Source organism: Tritonibacter aquimaris, assembly GCF_009617595.1.
GTDB classification, from domain to species: Bacteria; Pseudomonadota; Alphaproteobacteria; order Rhodobacterales; family Rhodobacteraceae; genus Epibacterium; species Epibacterium aquimaris.
The window spans coordinates 268,213-282,549 of the sequence record NZ_WIXK01000004.1 but is presented as its reverse complement, the minus strand read 5'-3'; the positions used below and the strand labels follow the sequence as shown (position 1 = coordinate 282,549).

Sequence of the window (14,337 nt, the reverse complement as noted above, 5' to 3'; positions counted from 1 at the left end):
TTCTACCTATGCCAATGTTGAAGAAACTGTTTCAGGCCTTTCGCCCAAACACCTCTGCCGATCTGCCCGATCCCGATGCAGAGCTGGCACTGGGGGCGCTTTTGGTGCGGGTGGCGCAAAGCGACCGCGCCTATCAGGTTGAAGAGATCAGCCTGATCGACCGTATTCTGGCCCGGCTTTATCAACACAACGCGCTTGAGGCGGCCAAAGTGCGCGCCACCTGCGAAAAACTCCACGCCGCCGCGCCGGACACCGATACTTTTGGGCGTTTGATCCGCGAAACCACCGGGCTTGAGGAACGGCTCTCTGCGCTTGAGGCGCTGTGGGAAGTGGTGATGGCGGATGGAATTGAGCGCGAAGGCGAGATTGAGATTGTTGAAGACGCCTGCCTCGCCATGGGGCTGTCGGTCAAAGACAATACCCGCGCCCGTGCCAAGGCCCGTGCAAAACTGTTTCCCGAGGAGCATCTGCAATGACATTCCGCGCGCTTTTGAACATGCTTCTGGATCCAGCACCCACCCCGCTTGAGGACAAAGATGCCCGTATGGCGCTGACCGCGCTGATGGTGCGCATCGCCCGTTCGGATCACAACTATGCTGATGTTGAAATGGATCGCATCGATCGCATTTTGTCAGCGCGTTATGGTCTCGATCTGGGAGAGGCAATCATTTTGCGCGAACAGGCCGAAGCATTGGAGGCCGAAGCCCCCGATACGGTGCGTTTCACCCGCGCAATCAAAGAGGCGGTGGCCTTTGAAGATCGTATCGCCGTGATTGAATCGATGTGGCAGGTTGCTTTGGCCGATGGCACCCGTGATCCCGGAGAAGATGCGCTGCTCAGGCTCGCGTCGAACCTTCTCGGAATCAATGACGTGCAAAATGCGGCCGCGCGCCAACGGGTCATAGCGGCCATGCAAAAATCGCAAGCTTAGGCCCCTTTTGATCAGATTTCCGACATTCCGGAAGTTTACTTGGCCAATTTGTTGCGAACTCAAGTCTAACTGACGGTTTGCCAGTTGCGCTTAGTAAAAATTTCGGTCCAATAAATCAAATACTCACAAAAACGGGCATCATCACCTTGACCGATACGACGACTGCAACGCCTCCTGTGCTGGAAATTCGCGGGCTTCACAAATCCTATGGCGAATTGGAAGTGATCAAAGGCGTCGATATCCGCGCCGAAAAAGGCAATGTGATTTCGCTGATCGGATCGTCGGGTTCTGGTAAATCCACCCTGCTGCGCTGCTGCAACCTGCTGGAAGACAGCCAGGACGGCGAGATCCTGTTCAAGGGTGAGCCGATCAAATGGAAAGGTGCGGGCCTTGAGCGTCGCCCGGCAGATGCCAAACAGATCCTGCGCATTCGCACCAACCTGTCGATGGTGTTTCAGCAGTTTAACCTCTGGGGTCATCTGAGCATTTTGGAAAACGTGATGGAAGCGCCGGTTCAGGTGCTGGGTCGCGACAAGGCTGAAGTCGAAGAAAAAGCCCGCCACTATCTGAACAAAGTCGGCATTGGCGATAAATGCGATGTCTACCCGGCGCAGCTTTCGGGTGGTCAGCAGCAGCGCGCCGCAATTGCGCGTGGCCTGTGCATGGAGCCTGAGGCGCTTTTGTTTGACGAACCCACCTCTGCGCTGGATCCCGAGCTAGAGCAAGAAGTGATCAAAGTGATGAAAGATCTGGCCGAAGAAGGCCGCACCATGATCATCGTGACCCACGATATGGATCTGGCGGCGGATGTGTCGGATCATATCGTATTCCTGCATCAGGGCCTCATCGAAGAAGAAGGCACACCTGATCAGGTCTTTGCCAATACCCAATCTGAGCGGCTTCGGACTTTCCTGAAGTCCACCCGCCACGGATAACGACAACAATCAACGACAACAAACCTTTGGGAGTATTCACCATGAAATCACTGATCCTGGGCACCGCCATTGCGGCCGTTTCCGCGACACTGGCCTTTGCTGAAACCACCGTACGTCTGGGCACCGAGGGCGCCTACCCTCCGTACAACTTCCTCAATGATGCGGGTGAAGTTGATGGTTTTGAGCGTGAGCTGGGCGATGAGCTGTGCAAACGCGCTGAACTGACCTGCGAGTGGGTTACCAATGACTGGGCCTCGATCATCCCGAACCTGACCTCGGGCAACTACGATGCGATCATCGCAGGCATGTCGATCACTGCTGAGCGCCGCGAAGTTGTTGCCTTTACCCAGGGCTACACCCGTCCGTCGCCCTCTGCTTATGCGGCGCTGGCAGAAGATGCAGACCGTGAGAACGGTGTTGTTGCAGCTCAAACCGGCACCATCCAGGCCAACCACGTGGTCACCACCAATGCCACCCTGGTTGAATTCCCCAACCCCGATGAAAACGTTGCTGCGGTCATGTCTGGCGAAGTGGACGCGGTTCTGGCTGACAAAGACTTCCTGCTGCCGCTGGTTGACAGCACTGAGCTGGTGTTTGTTGGTGATGATGTGCTGCTGGGCGAAGGTATCGGCATGGCCTTCCGCCAGTCCGACGATGAGCTGCGCGGTAAGTTCGACGCGGCAATCGCCACCATGAAAGAAGACGGCAGCCTGAACGCGCTGCTCGACAAATGGGAAATCGAGGGCAAGTTCTAAGCTTTCCTCCTTTTTCACGGTGTTAAGGGGGGCCGCGTGCTCCCCTTTTCACTCACACTCTGTCGCAACCGACGAGGCCCGCCATTTTTTCCTATTGCTCTGATCCATCTGCCCTGGAAGGATTCAGCTGGCTATCCTGCTATCTGACCACCGGCAAACATCTGTCCTTTTACGCAGCCTTTGGCACGGTGCTGTTGCTGCTGGCTGTCACCGCCCCGGCGGCGCTCGCCTTTGGCTTTGGCGGAGCTATGGCCGCCCGCAGCCGTATCCTGCCGCTGAGCTGGCTGGGACGTGGCTATATCGCGGTTGTGCGCGGTGTGCCTGATATTGCGTTCTTCCTGTTTTTCGTGATTGCCATCGACCAGGCGATTGAATGGCTGCGCCATCAGGCGAAATGCCCCGACTGGTCTGAACCCATTCGCCAAGGCAATGACTTTGTGGTGTGTACGGCCGCAAAAATGCCGCTCTCAAGCGCGCCGCAATGGGTGCATGAAATCTACGGTTTCTGGACCGCCGTCTTTACCTTTGCGCTGGTGTTTGGTGCCTTTGCCGCCAACGTGCTGTATGGCGCGATGAAGGCCGTACCCAAGGCGCAGATGGAAACCGCCGCGGCCTATGGCATGCGTCCCAATCAGGCGTTCTGGCGCATTCTGGTGCCACAGATGTGGATTTTTGCGCTGCCTGGCCTGTCAAACCTCTGGATGGTGCTGATCAAGGCAACACCGCTGCTGTTCCTGCTGGGTGTTGAAGACATCGTCTACTGGGCGCGCGAACTGGGTGGCAGCAAGGCACCGCGGTTCACCGACTACCCCCATGGGGATTGGCGCATGTGGTACTTCCTCGCACTGCTGGTGTTCTATCTCGCCTTCACCAAAGTATCCGAGCGGGTGCTGGAGCGGATCACCAGAAAACTGTCGCACGGGCAGGCCACCATGGCCGGTGAAGAACAAAGGAAACAAGCGGCATGAGCTGTTGGCAAACTCTTCAAGACTACGGCCTGCGCTCGCTGGGCTATGGCGAACGACTGATCCCACGCAGCGACATCACGCTATGTGATCAGTTTGTGCTGATCGGCTCTGGCATGATCTGGAACGTGTATTTTGGCGTTCTGGCGGTTGTGACCGGCTTTATCTTTGCCAATGCGCTGGCACTGGCCAAGAATTCGCGTAACGCCACACTACGCCGCCCAGCAGAGGTGTTCATCTTTGTGTTCCGGGGCTCACCGCTGTTCATTCAGTTCTTCTTTGCCTATTTCCTGTTTCTCAAACTGAAATCGGTATCTGATGTGTTTGATCCGCTAAGCGCAGCTGCCTTTGGTGCGTTGATCGTGCTCTTTCTCAACACCGCCGCCTATTCGGCTGAGATCTTTTATGGCGCGCTGCGTTCCGTCCCCAAGGCAGATATTGAGGCGGCGGATGCCTATGGGCTCAGCGGCTGGTCGCGCTATCGCCGGATCATCTGGCCCACCACAATGCGTCTGGCCTGGCCATCATATACCAATGAGGCAATCTTCCTGTTCCACGCCACCACGCTGGTGTTCTTCTCCGGCTTTCCGGCGGTGAAACAGAAAGGCGATGCGCTTTATTACGCCAATTATTTTGCGGATAAGACCTTCAACCCCTTTGTGCCCTATCCGATCCTGGCGTTCTATTTCATCATCCTAACGCTTGTGGTGATCTCGCTTTTTGGCATGGTCAACCGCAGGCTCAACCGGCACCTACCACAAGAAATACGCAAGCCGCTAAAGCTGCGTTTCAACCTGATCCGCTGATCTGGAAACATCCACGAAACAGGCCCCCACTTCGGGGGCCTTTTTTCATGTTTTCACAGCACACGCGCTATGCACTTCAAATCAAAGCACATTTTTTTTGATCAAATTCCTTGTCCCACAGCTAGGATCTCCGTTAGGATCCAGCAAAGAACAAGGACTTCCCATGGACAACAGCAGCGATCTCAGCAGCCTTTCCACCCTTCGTCTCGCCGTCGCGGACGTCAATGGCATCTGGCGCGGCAAACGGCTGGCCACGCAACATGCGGGTAAATTGGATCAGGGCGGCGTGCGTTTGCCGCTGTCGGCGCTGAATGTAGACATTTTTGGCGCAGACATCGAAGACAGCCCGCTGGTGTTTGAAAGCGGTGATGCCGATGGTATTTTGCTGCCCACCAATCGCGGTGCGGTGGCGATGCCCTGGCTTGAACGCGCCTCGGCGCTGGTGCCGATGATGCTGTATCACGACGATGGCACCCCCTTCATGGGCGATCCGCGTCAGGCGCTGGTGGCCGTGCTTGAACGTTTCAAAGCGCGCGGCTGGCAGGTGATTGCGGGCACCGAGATGGAGTTTTGCCTCATTGATGACAGCGCTGACGCGCTCCAGCCGCCTGCCAACCCGCTCACCGGGCGCAGGCTGGCACAGCAGGAAGTGCTGTCGCTGGCAGAGCTTGATGCCTTTGACGCGTTTTTCACCGACCTCTATGATGGCTGCGAGGCCATGGGCATTCCGGCACAGGCCGCGATTTCCGAAGGCGGGCTTGGCCAGTTCGAAATCAATCTCAACCATCAGGATGCGTTGCGCGCCGCCGATGATGCGATTTTGTTCAAACAGCTGACCCGTGGCATTGCCCGCAAACACGGCTTTGCCGCCACCTATATGGCAAAACCCTATGGCGATGAGGCCGGAAATGGGCTGCATGTGCATTTCTCGGTGGTGGATCAGGACGGCAACAATGTGTTCGACGATGGCAGCGACACTGGCAATGCGCTGTTGCAGCACGCGGTTGCTGGCTGCCTGGCTGCGATGCCCGCCAGCACGCTGGCCTTTGCGCCAAATGTGAACTCCTACGAACGTCTGGTGCCCGGCGCACATGCGCCAACCGCGGCGCTTTGGGGCTATGAAAACCGCACGGCCGCGCTGCGTATCCCCGGTGGATCACACAAGGCCCGCCGTATTGAACACCGCACCGCGGGCGGCGACATCAACCCGTATATCATGCTTGCCACGGTTCTGGGTGCAGCCCTTGTTGGGATAGAAGACGCGATGCAGCCCCCTGCCCCGATCACAGGCGACGCCTATCAGATCAAAGACGCGCCTGCGCTTGCGCCCGATTGGGAAACCGCCATCAACTGGTTTGAACAGGACCCGCTGATCGCGCGTATCCTGCCCGCCGCGCTCATTCGCAATCTGGTGATGACAAAACGCCAGGAACTCACCCGCTTTGACGCGCTGCCATCAGAGAAACATTGGCAGGTCCTGCTCGAAGCGGTATGACCACACAACTGAGCGCGGCTGCCTGCGTGGCCGCGCTCAAACCTTGATCAAATTTGGTGACCCATGAAGATCGGCATCTTGCAAACCGGCCACTCGCCGCAAGAGATGAAACACAGCCACGGCAACTATGATGAGATGTTTTATAAACTTCTCGAAGGCCAGGGCTTCAGCTTTGAAAACTTCCCGGTGCTGGATGGAATTTTTCCAGACAGCGCCGATCAGGCCGAGGGCTGGTTGATCACCGGCTCCAAATTCGGCGTCTACGAAGAGCACGGCTGGATCCCCCCGCTTGAAGATCTGATCCGCCAGATCCATGCGCGCGGCCTGCCAATGGTGGGCGTGTGTTTTGGCCATCAGATCATCGCGCAGGCTCTGGGCGGCAAGGTTGAGAAATTTGCCGGCGGCTGGGCCATTGGGCGCACCGAATATGATATCGACGGCAAGGCGCTTGCACTCAATGCCTGGCATCAGGATCAGGTCGTCGACCTGCCCGAAGGCGCGCGGGTTCTTGGCGGCAATGCATTTTGCAAAAACGCGGTGCTGGCCTATGGCAACACCATCTGGACCATCCAGCCCCATCCGGAATTTGACGCAGCCTTTATCGATGGGCTGATCAAACACCGTGGCCGTGGCGTTGTGCCCGATCAGCAGCTTGATGACGCAAGCAGCCAGCTTGATGCGCCCACACACAACGCAGAGATCGCCAATCAGATCGCTGCGTTTTTCAAAGAGGAGCGCGCATGATGGCCAATTGGTTCAAAAACATCCCGCAGGCCGCTGTTGAATATCTCGATGGCAAGCGCCTCGATGAGGTGGAATGCGTAATCTCGGATCTGCCCGGCATTGCCCGCGGCAAGGCGGTGCCCGCCAAGAAATTCGACCGTCAGGACTTTTTCCACCTGCCCGACAGTATCTTTTACCAGACCATCACCGGTGACTGGGCCGATGCCGCCGACGAAGATGGCTGGATTGAAAAAGACATGACGTTGAAGCCGGATCTGTCCACCGCCTCTGCTGCGCCCTGGACCGGTGACTGGACGCTGCAAGTGATCCACGACGCCTATGACCGCGACGGCTCACCTATCCCCTATTCACCGCGTAACGTGCTCAGACGGGTGGTCGATCTCTATCGTGCCAAAGGCTGGGAGCCGGTGGTTGCTCCGGAAATGGAGTTCTATCTGGTGGATCGCAACACCGATCCGCGTCGGGAAATCCGTCCGATGATGGGTCGTTCCGGCCGCCCGGCTGCTGCGCGTCAGGCCTATTCGATGACCGCCGTTGATGAATTTGGACCGGTGATCGACGACATCTATGATTTCGCCGAAGCACAGGGGTTTGAAATCGACGGCATCACCCAGGAAGGCGGCGCAGGTCAGCTTGAAATCAACCTGCTGCATGGCGATCCGATCAAACTGGCTGATGAAGTGTTTTACTTCAAACGTCTGATCCGCGAAGCCGCAATGCGCCACGATTGTTTTGCCACCTTTATGGCGAAACCCATCGCAGATGAGCCGGGCTCAGCCATGCATATCCACCACTCGGTGATTGATATTGAGACCGGCGAAAACATTTTCTCTGGGCCGCAGGGTGGCGAGACGGATGCGTTTTATCACTTTATCGCCGGGCTGCAGACCCATCTGCCCGCCGGGCTTGCGGTGATGGCACCCTATGTGAACTCCTATCGCCGCTATGTGAAAGAACAGGCCGCGCCGATCAATCTGGAATGGGCGCGCGACAATCGCACAACCGGCATTCGCATCCCGCTGTCGTCCCCTGCAGCGCGCCGGGTGGAAAATCGAATTGCCGGGATGGACTGTAATCCCTACCTCGGCATCGCGGTATCGCTCGCCTGTGGCTATCTCGGCCTCACTCGCGAAGAGCGCCCGCGCCGCCAGTTCAAAGGCAACGCTTATGATGGCGATGGTGACATCCCACAGGTGATGGGGCAGGCCCTTGATCTGTTTGATGAGGCCCATGAGCTGCGCGACGTTCTGGGTGAGGAATTTGCCCGCGTCTACGCCACGGTGAAACGCGCGGAATATGAAGAGTTCCTACAAGTGATTTCCCCCTGGGAGCGCGAACATCTGCTGTTGAACGCCTAATCCCGTCACAGTGCTGTCACATCTGCACCCGCTGCCCAGCCGCAGCGGGTGTTTTCGCAACAGAGTCGCAAAAAATCGCCCGTTTTGAAGGGTTTCGCCCGGCTACACTTGGCTTGTTAATCGTTTTGTTTTACATTTATCAAATACTAAATTCAGGATTTTGAAATATGCAGCAGATCCCCAACGTTCATGAAGCCGAGCCTATCCCCGAAGCTGCACGCGCAGAAATCGACGCGCTGCTGCAATCTGGCGATCTGTTCCGCTACACCGCGCCGGAAAACGCGCCTGTCACCCTGCTCGAGCAAGAGTTTGCCAAACTGCTCGGCACCAAATACGCGCTGGCGGTGTCGTCCTGTTCTGCTGCGCTGTTTTTGTCGCTAAAGGCGCTTGGCCTGCCTCGTGATGCTCGGGTTCTGATCCCGGGTTTCACCTTTGCTGCGGTGCCTTCGTCGGTCATCCACGCGGACTGCGTGCCGGTGCTGTGTGAAGTCGCCGACAACTACCGCATCGATATGGCCGATTTCGAAGCCAAGCTGGATGAAAACATTCAGGCAGTGATCATCAGCCACATGCGCGGCCATACCTCTGATATGGATGCCATCATGGCGCTGTGCACCGCACGTGGCATTCCGGTGATCGAAGACGCTGCACATTCGCTGGGCACCACCTGGCATGGCAAAAACATCGGCACCATCGGCCAGATCGGCTGTTTCTCATTCCAAAGCTACAAGATGATCAACGCAGGCGAAGGTGGCATTCTGATCACCGATGATGCGGATCTCGTCGCCCAGGCCGTGATCATGTCCGGCGCCTATGAGCACAACTGGAAAAAACACAAAGGCCCCGAAGGCCAGAACGATCCCGAATTGGCAGAGGCATTTGGCAAATGGCAAAACAAGCTGCCGCTGTATAATCTGCGCATGTCAAACCTCTCGGCCGTGGTGATCCGCCCCCAGATCCCCGAGCTTGCCCGCCGGGTGCGTGATGGGCTTGCCAACCATGATTACATGGCTGAAAAACTCAACGCGGAAACCCATTTCCATGTGCCTGCACCGCTTGCTCCTGAACAGCGTGCACCCGATTCCATTCAGTTCAATCTGGTGGGCTTGAATGATGCGCAGATCGAATGCTTCTCCAAGGCCAGCGCCGCCCGTGGGGTAAAAGTGCAGATCTTTGGCCGTTCAGACGACAATGCGCGCGCCTTCTGGAACTGGCAGTTCATGGGCGATGTGCCAGAGCTGCCGCAAACCCGTGCAATGCTGATGAACGCCTGTGATGTGCGCCTGCCGGTGCGCCTGACGCGCGATGAGATCGATGCCATCATTGCGGTGCTGACCGCTGCAATGGCCGAAACCCAGGCTCAGGCGGCAGCCTGAGCCACGCCCAACTGTTTCAGGCCGATCTCTGATCGGTTTGAAACAGGCGGGAGCTTTTGCGCCTCTTTGTGGATGGTACCGCCCAATGTGCAGTTGCCCCCAGCAGGTCGCAACAAAAAAGGAGCGCCAGGACGCTCCTTCACGACACAATACATGCCAAGACCTATTTCAACTTGGAGAGCTTCTCCTGTAGCTCAGCAAGCTGTTTTTTGATGGTGTCGAGATCGTCGCCACCGCCTTCTGTTTCGCTTTCGCCCCCGGTCCAGCCGCCAGAAAACCCGCCAGTCATCGCCTTCAAAAAGGCTTCCTGCTGCGCTTTCATCGCCTCAAACCCTGGCATCTGCGCCATCGGGTTCATCGCCGACATGTTCTCCATCATCTTTTCCTGGCTGTTGCGCAGCATATCAAAAGACGATTGCAAAAACTGCGGCATCACCCCACCGCCGGGCACCATATAACTGCGCACCAGATCGTTGAGCACACCCACCGGCAATACATTTTCACCGCGGCTTTCATGCTCTGCGATGATCTGCAGCAAATATTGTCGTGTCAGGTCGTCGCCTGTCTTCAGGTCAACAATCTGCACTTCGCGCCCTTCGCGAATAAACCCTGCGATGTCCTCCAAAGTCACATAGTCGCTGGTCTCGGTATTATAGAGCCTGCGGCTTGCGTACCGCTTGATCAGCAACGGTTTTTGCTCTTCTGCCATATCGTTCTCCCCGCGCATGGTCCAAAAAGACTATGCGAGAGATTGCAAAAAAGAAAGCCTCTCGTGCAGATGCAGAAAATGCTTTTCGCTGCGCAGCATTTTTTGGTGCCGCGCAGCAGCAAGCACAGGCTTATATAGCGGCGGAGTTCAGACCGCGCAGCACCGTCGACAGAGACGCGCGATTGGCTCCCCGTCGGGATCACGCCCAGCAGGCATATGCCCCAATAGAAAAAGGGCAGGCGGTGGAGCCTGCCCTTTCTTCACAACACAGAACCGTTGGGAGGAGAGCTGATCCTGCGTTGCGGACGTTTACTTAGCGTGCAGCAGTCGCTTTTTTAGCGGCTGTGGTCACCTCTTCGGTGGCTTTTTTCACAGCAGCAGTTGCTTCTTCGCTCATGTCTTTGCCAGCTGCCATCATCAGTTCAACGGTGTCCATCTGAACTTTTTTGGCGATTTCAGCAAAAGCAGCCAGGTTTTCAGCTGCAACTTCTGCAGAAGCAGATGCGTAATCGGTTGCCGCTTTTGCGTAGTCAGCTGGCTCTGCTTTTGCTTTGGCCATGTCACCCAGTTTGGACAGGGCGTCTTTGGTCCAAGCGTTAGAGATCTCGGTGGATTTTTCAGCTGCGTCCAGTGCAACGGATGCCAGCTTTTCGTTCAGGGAAGCAGTGTTTTTGAACACATCTTCCAGCGCTGCGGTGTCTACAGGGAATGCGCCCATCATGTCTTTCATGAACGCGGTGAAATCTTGGGTCTTAGCCATTGTCGTCATCCTTTGATGTATCGGGCGCTTTGCGAACCGCTGTGTGTTACAAGACTGAATATGCGTGCTGCATCGCAGCATTTCAAGAAAAATCATGCCGCAATGCAGAAAAGTTCCATAAAATATCAAATTTTCAACGAGATAGGACGCGGTGATTTTTTATGCGCATGCAGCGCGCACTGCTCTACCGCTGGTTTTTCGGGGGCAAACACTGTGCCTGCCCCCAAAATAAGCAACCTATAAGGGAATCACCCCTCTGCCGCTTCCGCCACTTCAGCAGAGCCATTCGATTTGGCGGTGACATAGTGGCCCGGTGCCGGCTCAAGCGGGGCAAATCCCGCATTGCCGGGCGTGCGTGCGTCCACCTGCTTGCCTGCGCGTTTTTTCAGCCAGTCCCCCCACATGGGCCACCAGGACCCCTCATGGAAGCTCGCCTCTTCCAGCCAGTTATCCGCATCCGCCTTCAGATCCTTGTTCAGATAATGGCCGTATTTGTTACGGGTTGGCGGGTTGATGATCCCCGCGATATGGCCCGACTGCGACACCACAAAGGATTTCGAACGTGACCCCATCTGCTGCACCCCGTGATAACAATCCTTCCAGCGCGCGATATGGTCGTTTTCGCAGGTGATCGCCATCAACGGCACGGTCACATCGCTCACATGCAGACGCTCTCCGCACAGCTCAAACCCTTCGGTTGCAAATCGGTTTTCCTGACACAGACCACGCAGATATTCGACCGCCATCTTGCCCGGAAGATTGGTGCCGTCGCCGTTCCAATACAAAAGATCAAAGGCTGGCGGGGCCTCCCCCATCATATAGCTGCGGATCGCAGGCCCGTAGATCAGATCGTTGGAGCGCAGGAACGAAAAGGTTCGCGCCATGATCCAGGATTTGAGGATACCATCCTCACCCACCTGTTCCTCGATCCCGTTGACAAAATCATTTTGCAAAAACGGGGTAAATTCACCCTGATCGGAAAAATCCGTCAGCGTGGTGAAAAACGTTGCTGATTTCACCGAGGTGTCGCCGCGCTTTTTCAACAGCGCCAGCGTAAGGCTCAGCGTGGTGCCCGCAATGCAATAACCCACCGCATTGACCTGTTTTACACCACAGATCTTTTTAACCGTGTCGATTGCGGTCAGATAGCCTTCCTCAACATAGGTCTCCATGCCCACATCGGCATAGGTTGCATCGGGATTGACCCAAGACACCACAAACAGGGTAAAGCCCTGATCGGTGATCCATTTCACCAGGCTATTCTGCTCTTTCAGATCCATCACATAGAATTTGTTGATCCAGGGCGGGAACAGCACGATGGGGGTTTCATGCACGGTTTCTGTTGTTGGCGCATATTGGATCAGCTCCAGCATGCGATTGCGAAACACAACCTCGCCCGGGGTGGTGGCAATGTTTTTGCCCACTTCAAACGCGCCCTCATCGGCCAGGCGCACCACCAGTTCACCATTGTTGGCTTCAAGATCAGCCACCAGGTTTTCCAGCCCATCAATCAAAGACTGCCCTTCGGTGGAAATCGCCTTTTCCAGCGCATCCGGGTTTGTAGCCAGAAAATTGGTTGGCGCCATCATCTGCACGATCTGATCCGCAAAATAGGTCAGCCGCTGCTTGTCCAATGAGCCAAGGTCTTCGATCTCATCCACCGCCTGGCTCACCGCCTGGGCATTGGTCAGATACTGCTGCTTTACATAGTGGAAATAAGGGTTGCTCTCCCACAGGGGATTTTTAAAGCGGCGATCCTTGCTGCTGTCTTCCTCAATATCGCGGTTCAGCATCATTTTTTGGGCTTCTGCAAAATTCAAAACTGTTTTGCCCCAATATTCGACCTGCTGCTCCATCAACCGCGCAGGGTTGAGCATCATCTCTGACCAATAGGCATTTGCTGCACGTGCAAACAAAGCTTGATTCGGCTTGTCGAGACTCCCGCTATGTCGCGGTTTTGACGACATAACCTGCACCAGTCGCTTCGATATCCCCTCAACCCGAGACATATTTTCCTTAAGCCGTTCAAGCGCTTCTGGAGAAGTGTCTGCGGAAACATCGTCTTTGGTTGTCATCTTAAGGATTCCCCCCTAGTCTTTCTGCTGTGCAGAATTCTTACCCTTGGTATCTTACGACACAGCTTATCGTTGATGAGAAGATGAAAAATGAGCTATGTCAAAATACCTTGGGTTGTGCCCCTTTAAGGAGACACAAATGCGATACATGATGGCATACGACCTGATGGAGACGATGCGAAACACCAACCAGTGGCTGGGTGCTTCGGCGCTTTCGGTCGCGTCTTACCCGATGTTTGCAAGCATACCCAACCCTATGCTCAGCTGGATGTCGGCCTGGGGGGAGGTAACTGAGCGCAGTTTTCAGCGCATGATTGCCAAACCCGACTGGGGTATTCACACAGTGACCTGTGCGGATGGCAAGGACCATGTGGTGGAAATCGACACGGTGGTGGAGCGCGCCTTTGGCGACCTCATCCACTTCCGCGTATCCGGCCGCGCTGAACAGCCCCGCCGCGTGCTGCTGGTGGCACCGATGTCGGGCCACTATGCAACCCTGTTGCGCTCTACCGTCAAAAGCCTGATCGAGAACTGCGAAGTCTATATCACCGACTGGCACAATGCCCGTGATATTCCGGTCTCCGAGGGTAAGTTCGACGTCGAAGATTACACGCTCTATCTTGCTGATTTCATGCGTGCTTTGGGCCCCGACATTCATGTCGTTGCGGTCTGTCAACCGGTGCCGCTGACCCTTGCGGCCACCGCCTATCTCGCCGAACAAGACCCTGACGCGCAGCCCAACTCGCTGACGCTGATCGGTGGGCCGGTAGACCCGGATGCCACCCCCACGGATGTGACCGATTTTGGCCGCCGCGTCACCATGGGCCAGCTAGAAGAAACCATGATCCAGCGTGTGGGTTTCAAATACCCCGGCGTGGGCCGCAAGGTTTATCCGGGCCTGTTGCAGCTCAGCTCGTTCATGTCGATGAATATGGACCGCCACTCCAAGGCCTTCATGGACCAGATCAGCCGTGTCGCCCAGGGTGAAGCCTCAGATCATGATGCGCACAACCGGTTTTACGATGAATATCTCGCGGTGATGGATATGACTGCGGAATTCTACCTCTCCACCGTCGAGCGTATTTTCAAAAATCGTGAAATCGCCAAGAACGAATTTGTGGTGAACGGCCACAAAGTCGACATTGGCAAGATTACCGATGTGGCAGTGAAAACGGTCGAAGGTGCCAATGATGACATCTCCGCACCAGGCCAATGTATCGCTGCGCTGGATCTGTGCACCGGGCTCGACGACAGCAAGAAAGCCAGCCACGTGGAGCCGGACGCAGGCCACTACGGTATCTTTGCTGGCCGCAGCTGGCGCAACAATATCCGCCCGCTGGTGATTGATTTCATGAACGCCAATACCAAACACGCGCCAAAGAAATCAAAGGCGCAATCCGCGGCCCAATAAACGATCAGGCGGCTCAG

Annotated in this window: 14 protein-coding genes; 11 read left to right on the top strand and 3 right to left on the bottom strand. The window is 56.1% G+C overall.

All coding sequences use genetic code 11. The features are described 5' to 3' along the window. The first annotated feature begins 14 nt into the window (after window positions 1–14). The 10 genes from GG681_RS09680 (at window position 15) to GG681_RS09635 (ending at window position 9,365) form a co-directional block, all read left to right on the top strand. Window positions 15–476 carry a tellurite resistance TerB family protein gene (locus GG681_RS09680; protein ID WP_153547798.1) on the top strand — a complete coding sequence of 154 codons (462 nt, stop codon included), beginning with the start codon at window positions 15–17 and terminating at the stop codon, window positions 474–476. Then, a complete protein-coding gene (locus GG681_RS09675; protein WP_153547535.1) occupies window positions 473–931 on the top strand; it encodes a tellurite resistance TerB family protein in 459 nt (152 codons plus the stop codon). The genes GG681_RS09680 and GG681_RS09675 overlap by 4 nt, the downstream gene beginning before the upstream one ends. A 146-nt stretch (window positions 932–1,077) precedes the next feature. Then, the gene (locus GG681_RS09670; RefSeq protein ID WP_153547533.1) at window positions 1,078–1,866 is read left to right on the top strand and encodes an ABC transporter ATP-binding protein; all 789 of its coding nucleotides are present in this window, start codon (window positions 1,078–1,080) and stop codon (window positions 1,864–1,866) included. Between the two features lie 41 nt (window positions 1,867–1,907). Further along, window positions 1,908–2,621: a transporter substrate-binding domain-containing protein gene (locus tag GG681_RS09665; RefSeq protein ID WP_153547531.1), complete on the top strand. Its 714-nt coding sequence runs from the start codon at window positions 1,908–1,910 to the stop codon at window positions 2,619–2,621. 83 nt (window positions 2,622–2,704) lie between these two features. Then, window positions 2,705–3,589, top strand: coding sequence for an ABC transporter permease (locus GG681_RS09660; RefSeq protein ID WP_328593340.1), 885 nt, complete (start codon window positions 2,705–2,707; stop codon window positions 3,587–3,589). Next, a complete protein-coding gene (locus GG681_RS09655) occupies window positions 3,586–4,392 on the top strand; it encodes an ABC transporter permease (RefSeq protein ID WP_153547528.1) in 807 nt (268 codons plus the stop codon). The genes GG681_RS09660 and GG681_RS09655 overlap by 4 nt, the downstream gene beginning before the upstream one ends. Window positions 4,393–4,555: 163 nt before the next feature. After that, entirely contained in the window at window positions 4,556–5,887 is a 1,332-nt protein-coding gene (locus GG681_RS09650) for a glutamine synthetase family protein (protein ID WP_153547526.1), read from the top strand. A gap of 63 nt (window positions 5,888–5,950) precedes the next feature. After that, window positions 5,951–6,631: a type 1 glutamine amidotransferase gene (locus GG681_RS09645; protein WP_153547524.1), complete on the top strand. Its 681-nt coding sequence runs from the start codon at window positions 5,951–5,953 to the stop codon at window positions 6,629–6,631. After that, entirely contained in the window at window positions 6,631–7,989 is a 1,359-nt protein-coding gene (locus tag GG681_RS09640; RefSeq protein ID WP_153547796.1) for a glutamine synthetase family protein, read from the top strand. Before GG681_RS09645 ends, GG681_RS09640 begins: the two co-directional genes overlap by 1 nt. A 167-nt stretch (window positions 7,990–8,156) precedes the next feature. Continuing rightward, complete coding sequence (locus GG681_RS09635) at window positions 8,157–9,365, top strand: DegT/DnrJ/EryC1/StrS family aminotransferase (RefSeq protein ID WP_153547522.1); 1,209 nt, start codon at window positions 8,157–8,159, stop codon at window positions 9,363–9,365. A 163-nt stretch (window positions 9,366–9,528) separates the two neighbouring features. On the opposite strand, the gene phaR is transcribed toward GG681_RS09635, so the two are convergent. From phaR to phaC, 3 genes are all read right to left on the bottom strand, one after another. Further along, on the bottom strand, window positions 9,529–10,074 hold the full coding sequence (phaR, locus tag GG681_RS09630; protein WP_153547520.1) for a polyhydroxyalkanoate synthesis repressor PhaR: 546 nt from the start codon (window positions 10,072–10,074) through the stop codon (window positions 9,529–9,531). Between the two features lie 313 nt (window positions 10,075–10,387). After that, on the bottom strand, window positions 10,388–10,834 hold the full coding sequence (locus GG681_RS09625) for a phasin family protein (protein WP_153547518.1): 447 nt from the start codon (window positions 10,832–10,834) through the stop codon (window positions 10,388–10,390). A 248-nt stretch (window positions 10,835–11,082) separates the two neighbouring features. Next, window positions 11,083–12,909, bottom strand: a complete 1,827-nt coding sequence (gene phaC / locus GG681_RS09620; protein ID WP_153547516.1) for a class I poly(R)-hydroxyalkanoic acid synthase — start codon at window positions 12,907–12,909, stop codon at window positions 11,083–11,085. A 139-nt stretch (window positions 12,910–13,048) separates the two neighbouring features. Here phaC and phaZ point away from each other — a divergent pair, with 139 nt between their 5' ends. After that, window positions 13,049–14,320 carry a polyhydroxyalkanoate depolymerase gene (phaZ, locus tag GG681_RS09615; protein ID WP_153547514.1) on the top strand — a complete coding sequence of 424 codons (1,272 nt, stop codon included), beginning with the start codon at window positions 13,049–13,051 and terminating at the stop codon, window positions 14,318–14,320. The last annotated feature ends 17 nt before the right edge of the window (window positions 14,321–14,337 follow it).

Coding starts and splice junctions, on each gene's coding strand:
- GG681_RS09675 (WP_153547535.1), top strand. CDS start 473: ATGACATTCCGCGCGCTTTTGAACATGCTTCTGGATCCAGCACCCACC.
- phaR (WP_153547520.1), bottom strand. CDS start 10,074: ATGGCAGAAGAGCAAAAACCGTTGCTGATCAAGCGGTACGCAAGCCGC.
- GG681_RS09625 (WP_153547518.1), bottom strand. CDS start 10,834: ATGGCTAAGACCCAAGATTTCACCGCGTTCATGAAAGACATGATGGGC.
- GG681_RS09645 (WP_153547524.1), top strand. CDS start 5,951: ATGAAGATCGGCATCTTGCAAACCGGCCACTCGCCGCAAGAGATGAAA.
- phaC (WP_153547516.1), bottom strand. CDS start 12,909: ATGACAACCAAAGACGATGTTTCCGCAGACACTTCTCCAGAAGCGCTT.
- GG681_RS09680 (WP_153547798.1), top strand. CDS start 15: ATGTTGAAGAAACTGTTTCAGGCCTTTCGCCCAAACACCTCTGCCGAT.
- GG681_RS09665 (WP_153547531.1), top strand. CDS start 1,908: ATGAAATCACTGATCCTGGGCACCGCCATTGCGGCCGTTTCCGCGACA.
- GG681_RS09650 (WP_153547526.1), top strand. CDS start 4,556: ATGGACAACAGCAGCGATCTCAGCAGCCTTTCCACCCTTCGTCTCGCC.
- GG681_RS09655 (WP_153547528.1), top strand. CDS start 3,586: ATGAGCTGTTGGCAAACTCTTCAAGACTACGGCCTGCGCTCGCTGGGC.
- phaZ (WP_153547514.1), top strand. CDS start 13,049: ATGCGATACATGATGGCATACGACCTGATGGAGACGATGCGAAACACC.
- GG681_RS09640 (WP_153547796.1), top strand. CDS start 6,631: ATGGCCAATTGGTTCAAAAACATCCCGCAGGCCGCTGTTGAATATCTC.
- GG681_RS09635 (WP_153547522.1), top strand. CDS start 8,157: ATGCAGCAGATCCCCAACGTTCATGAAGCCGAGCCTATCCCCGAAGCT.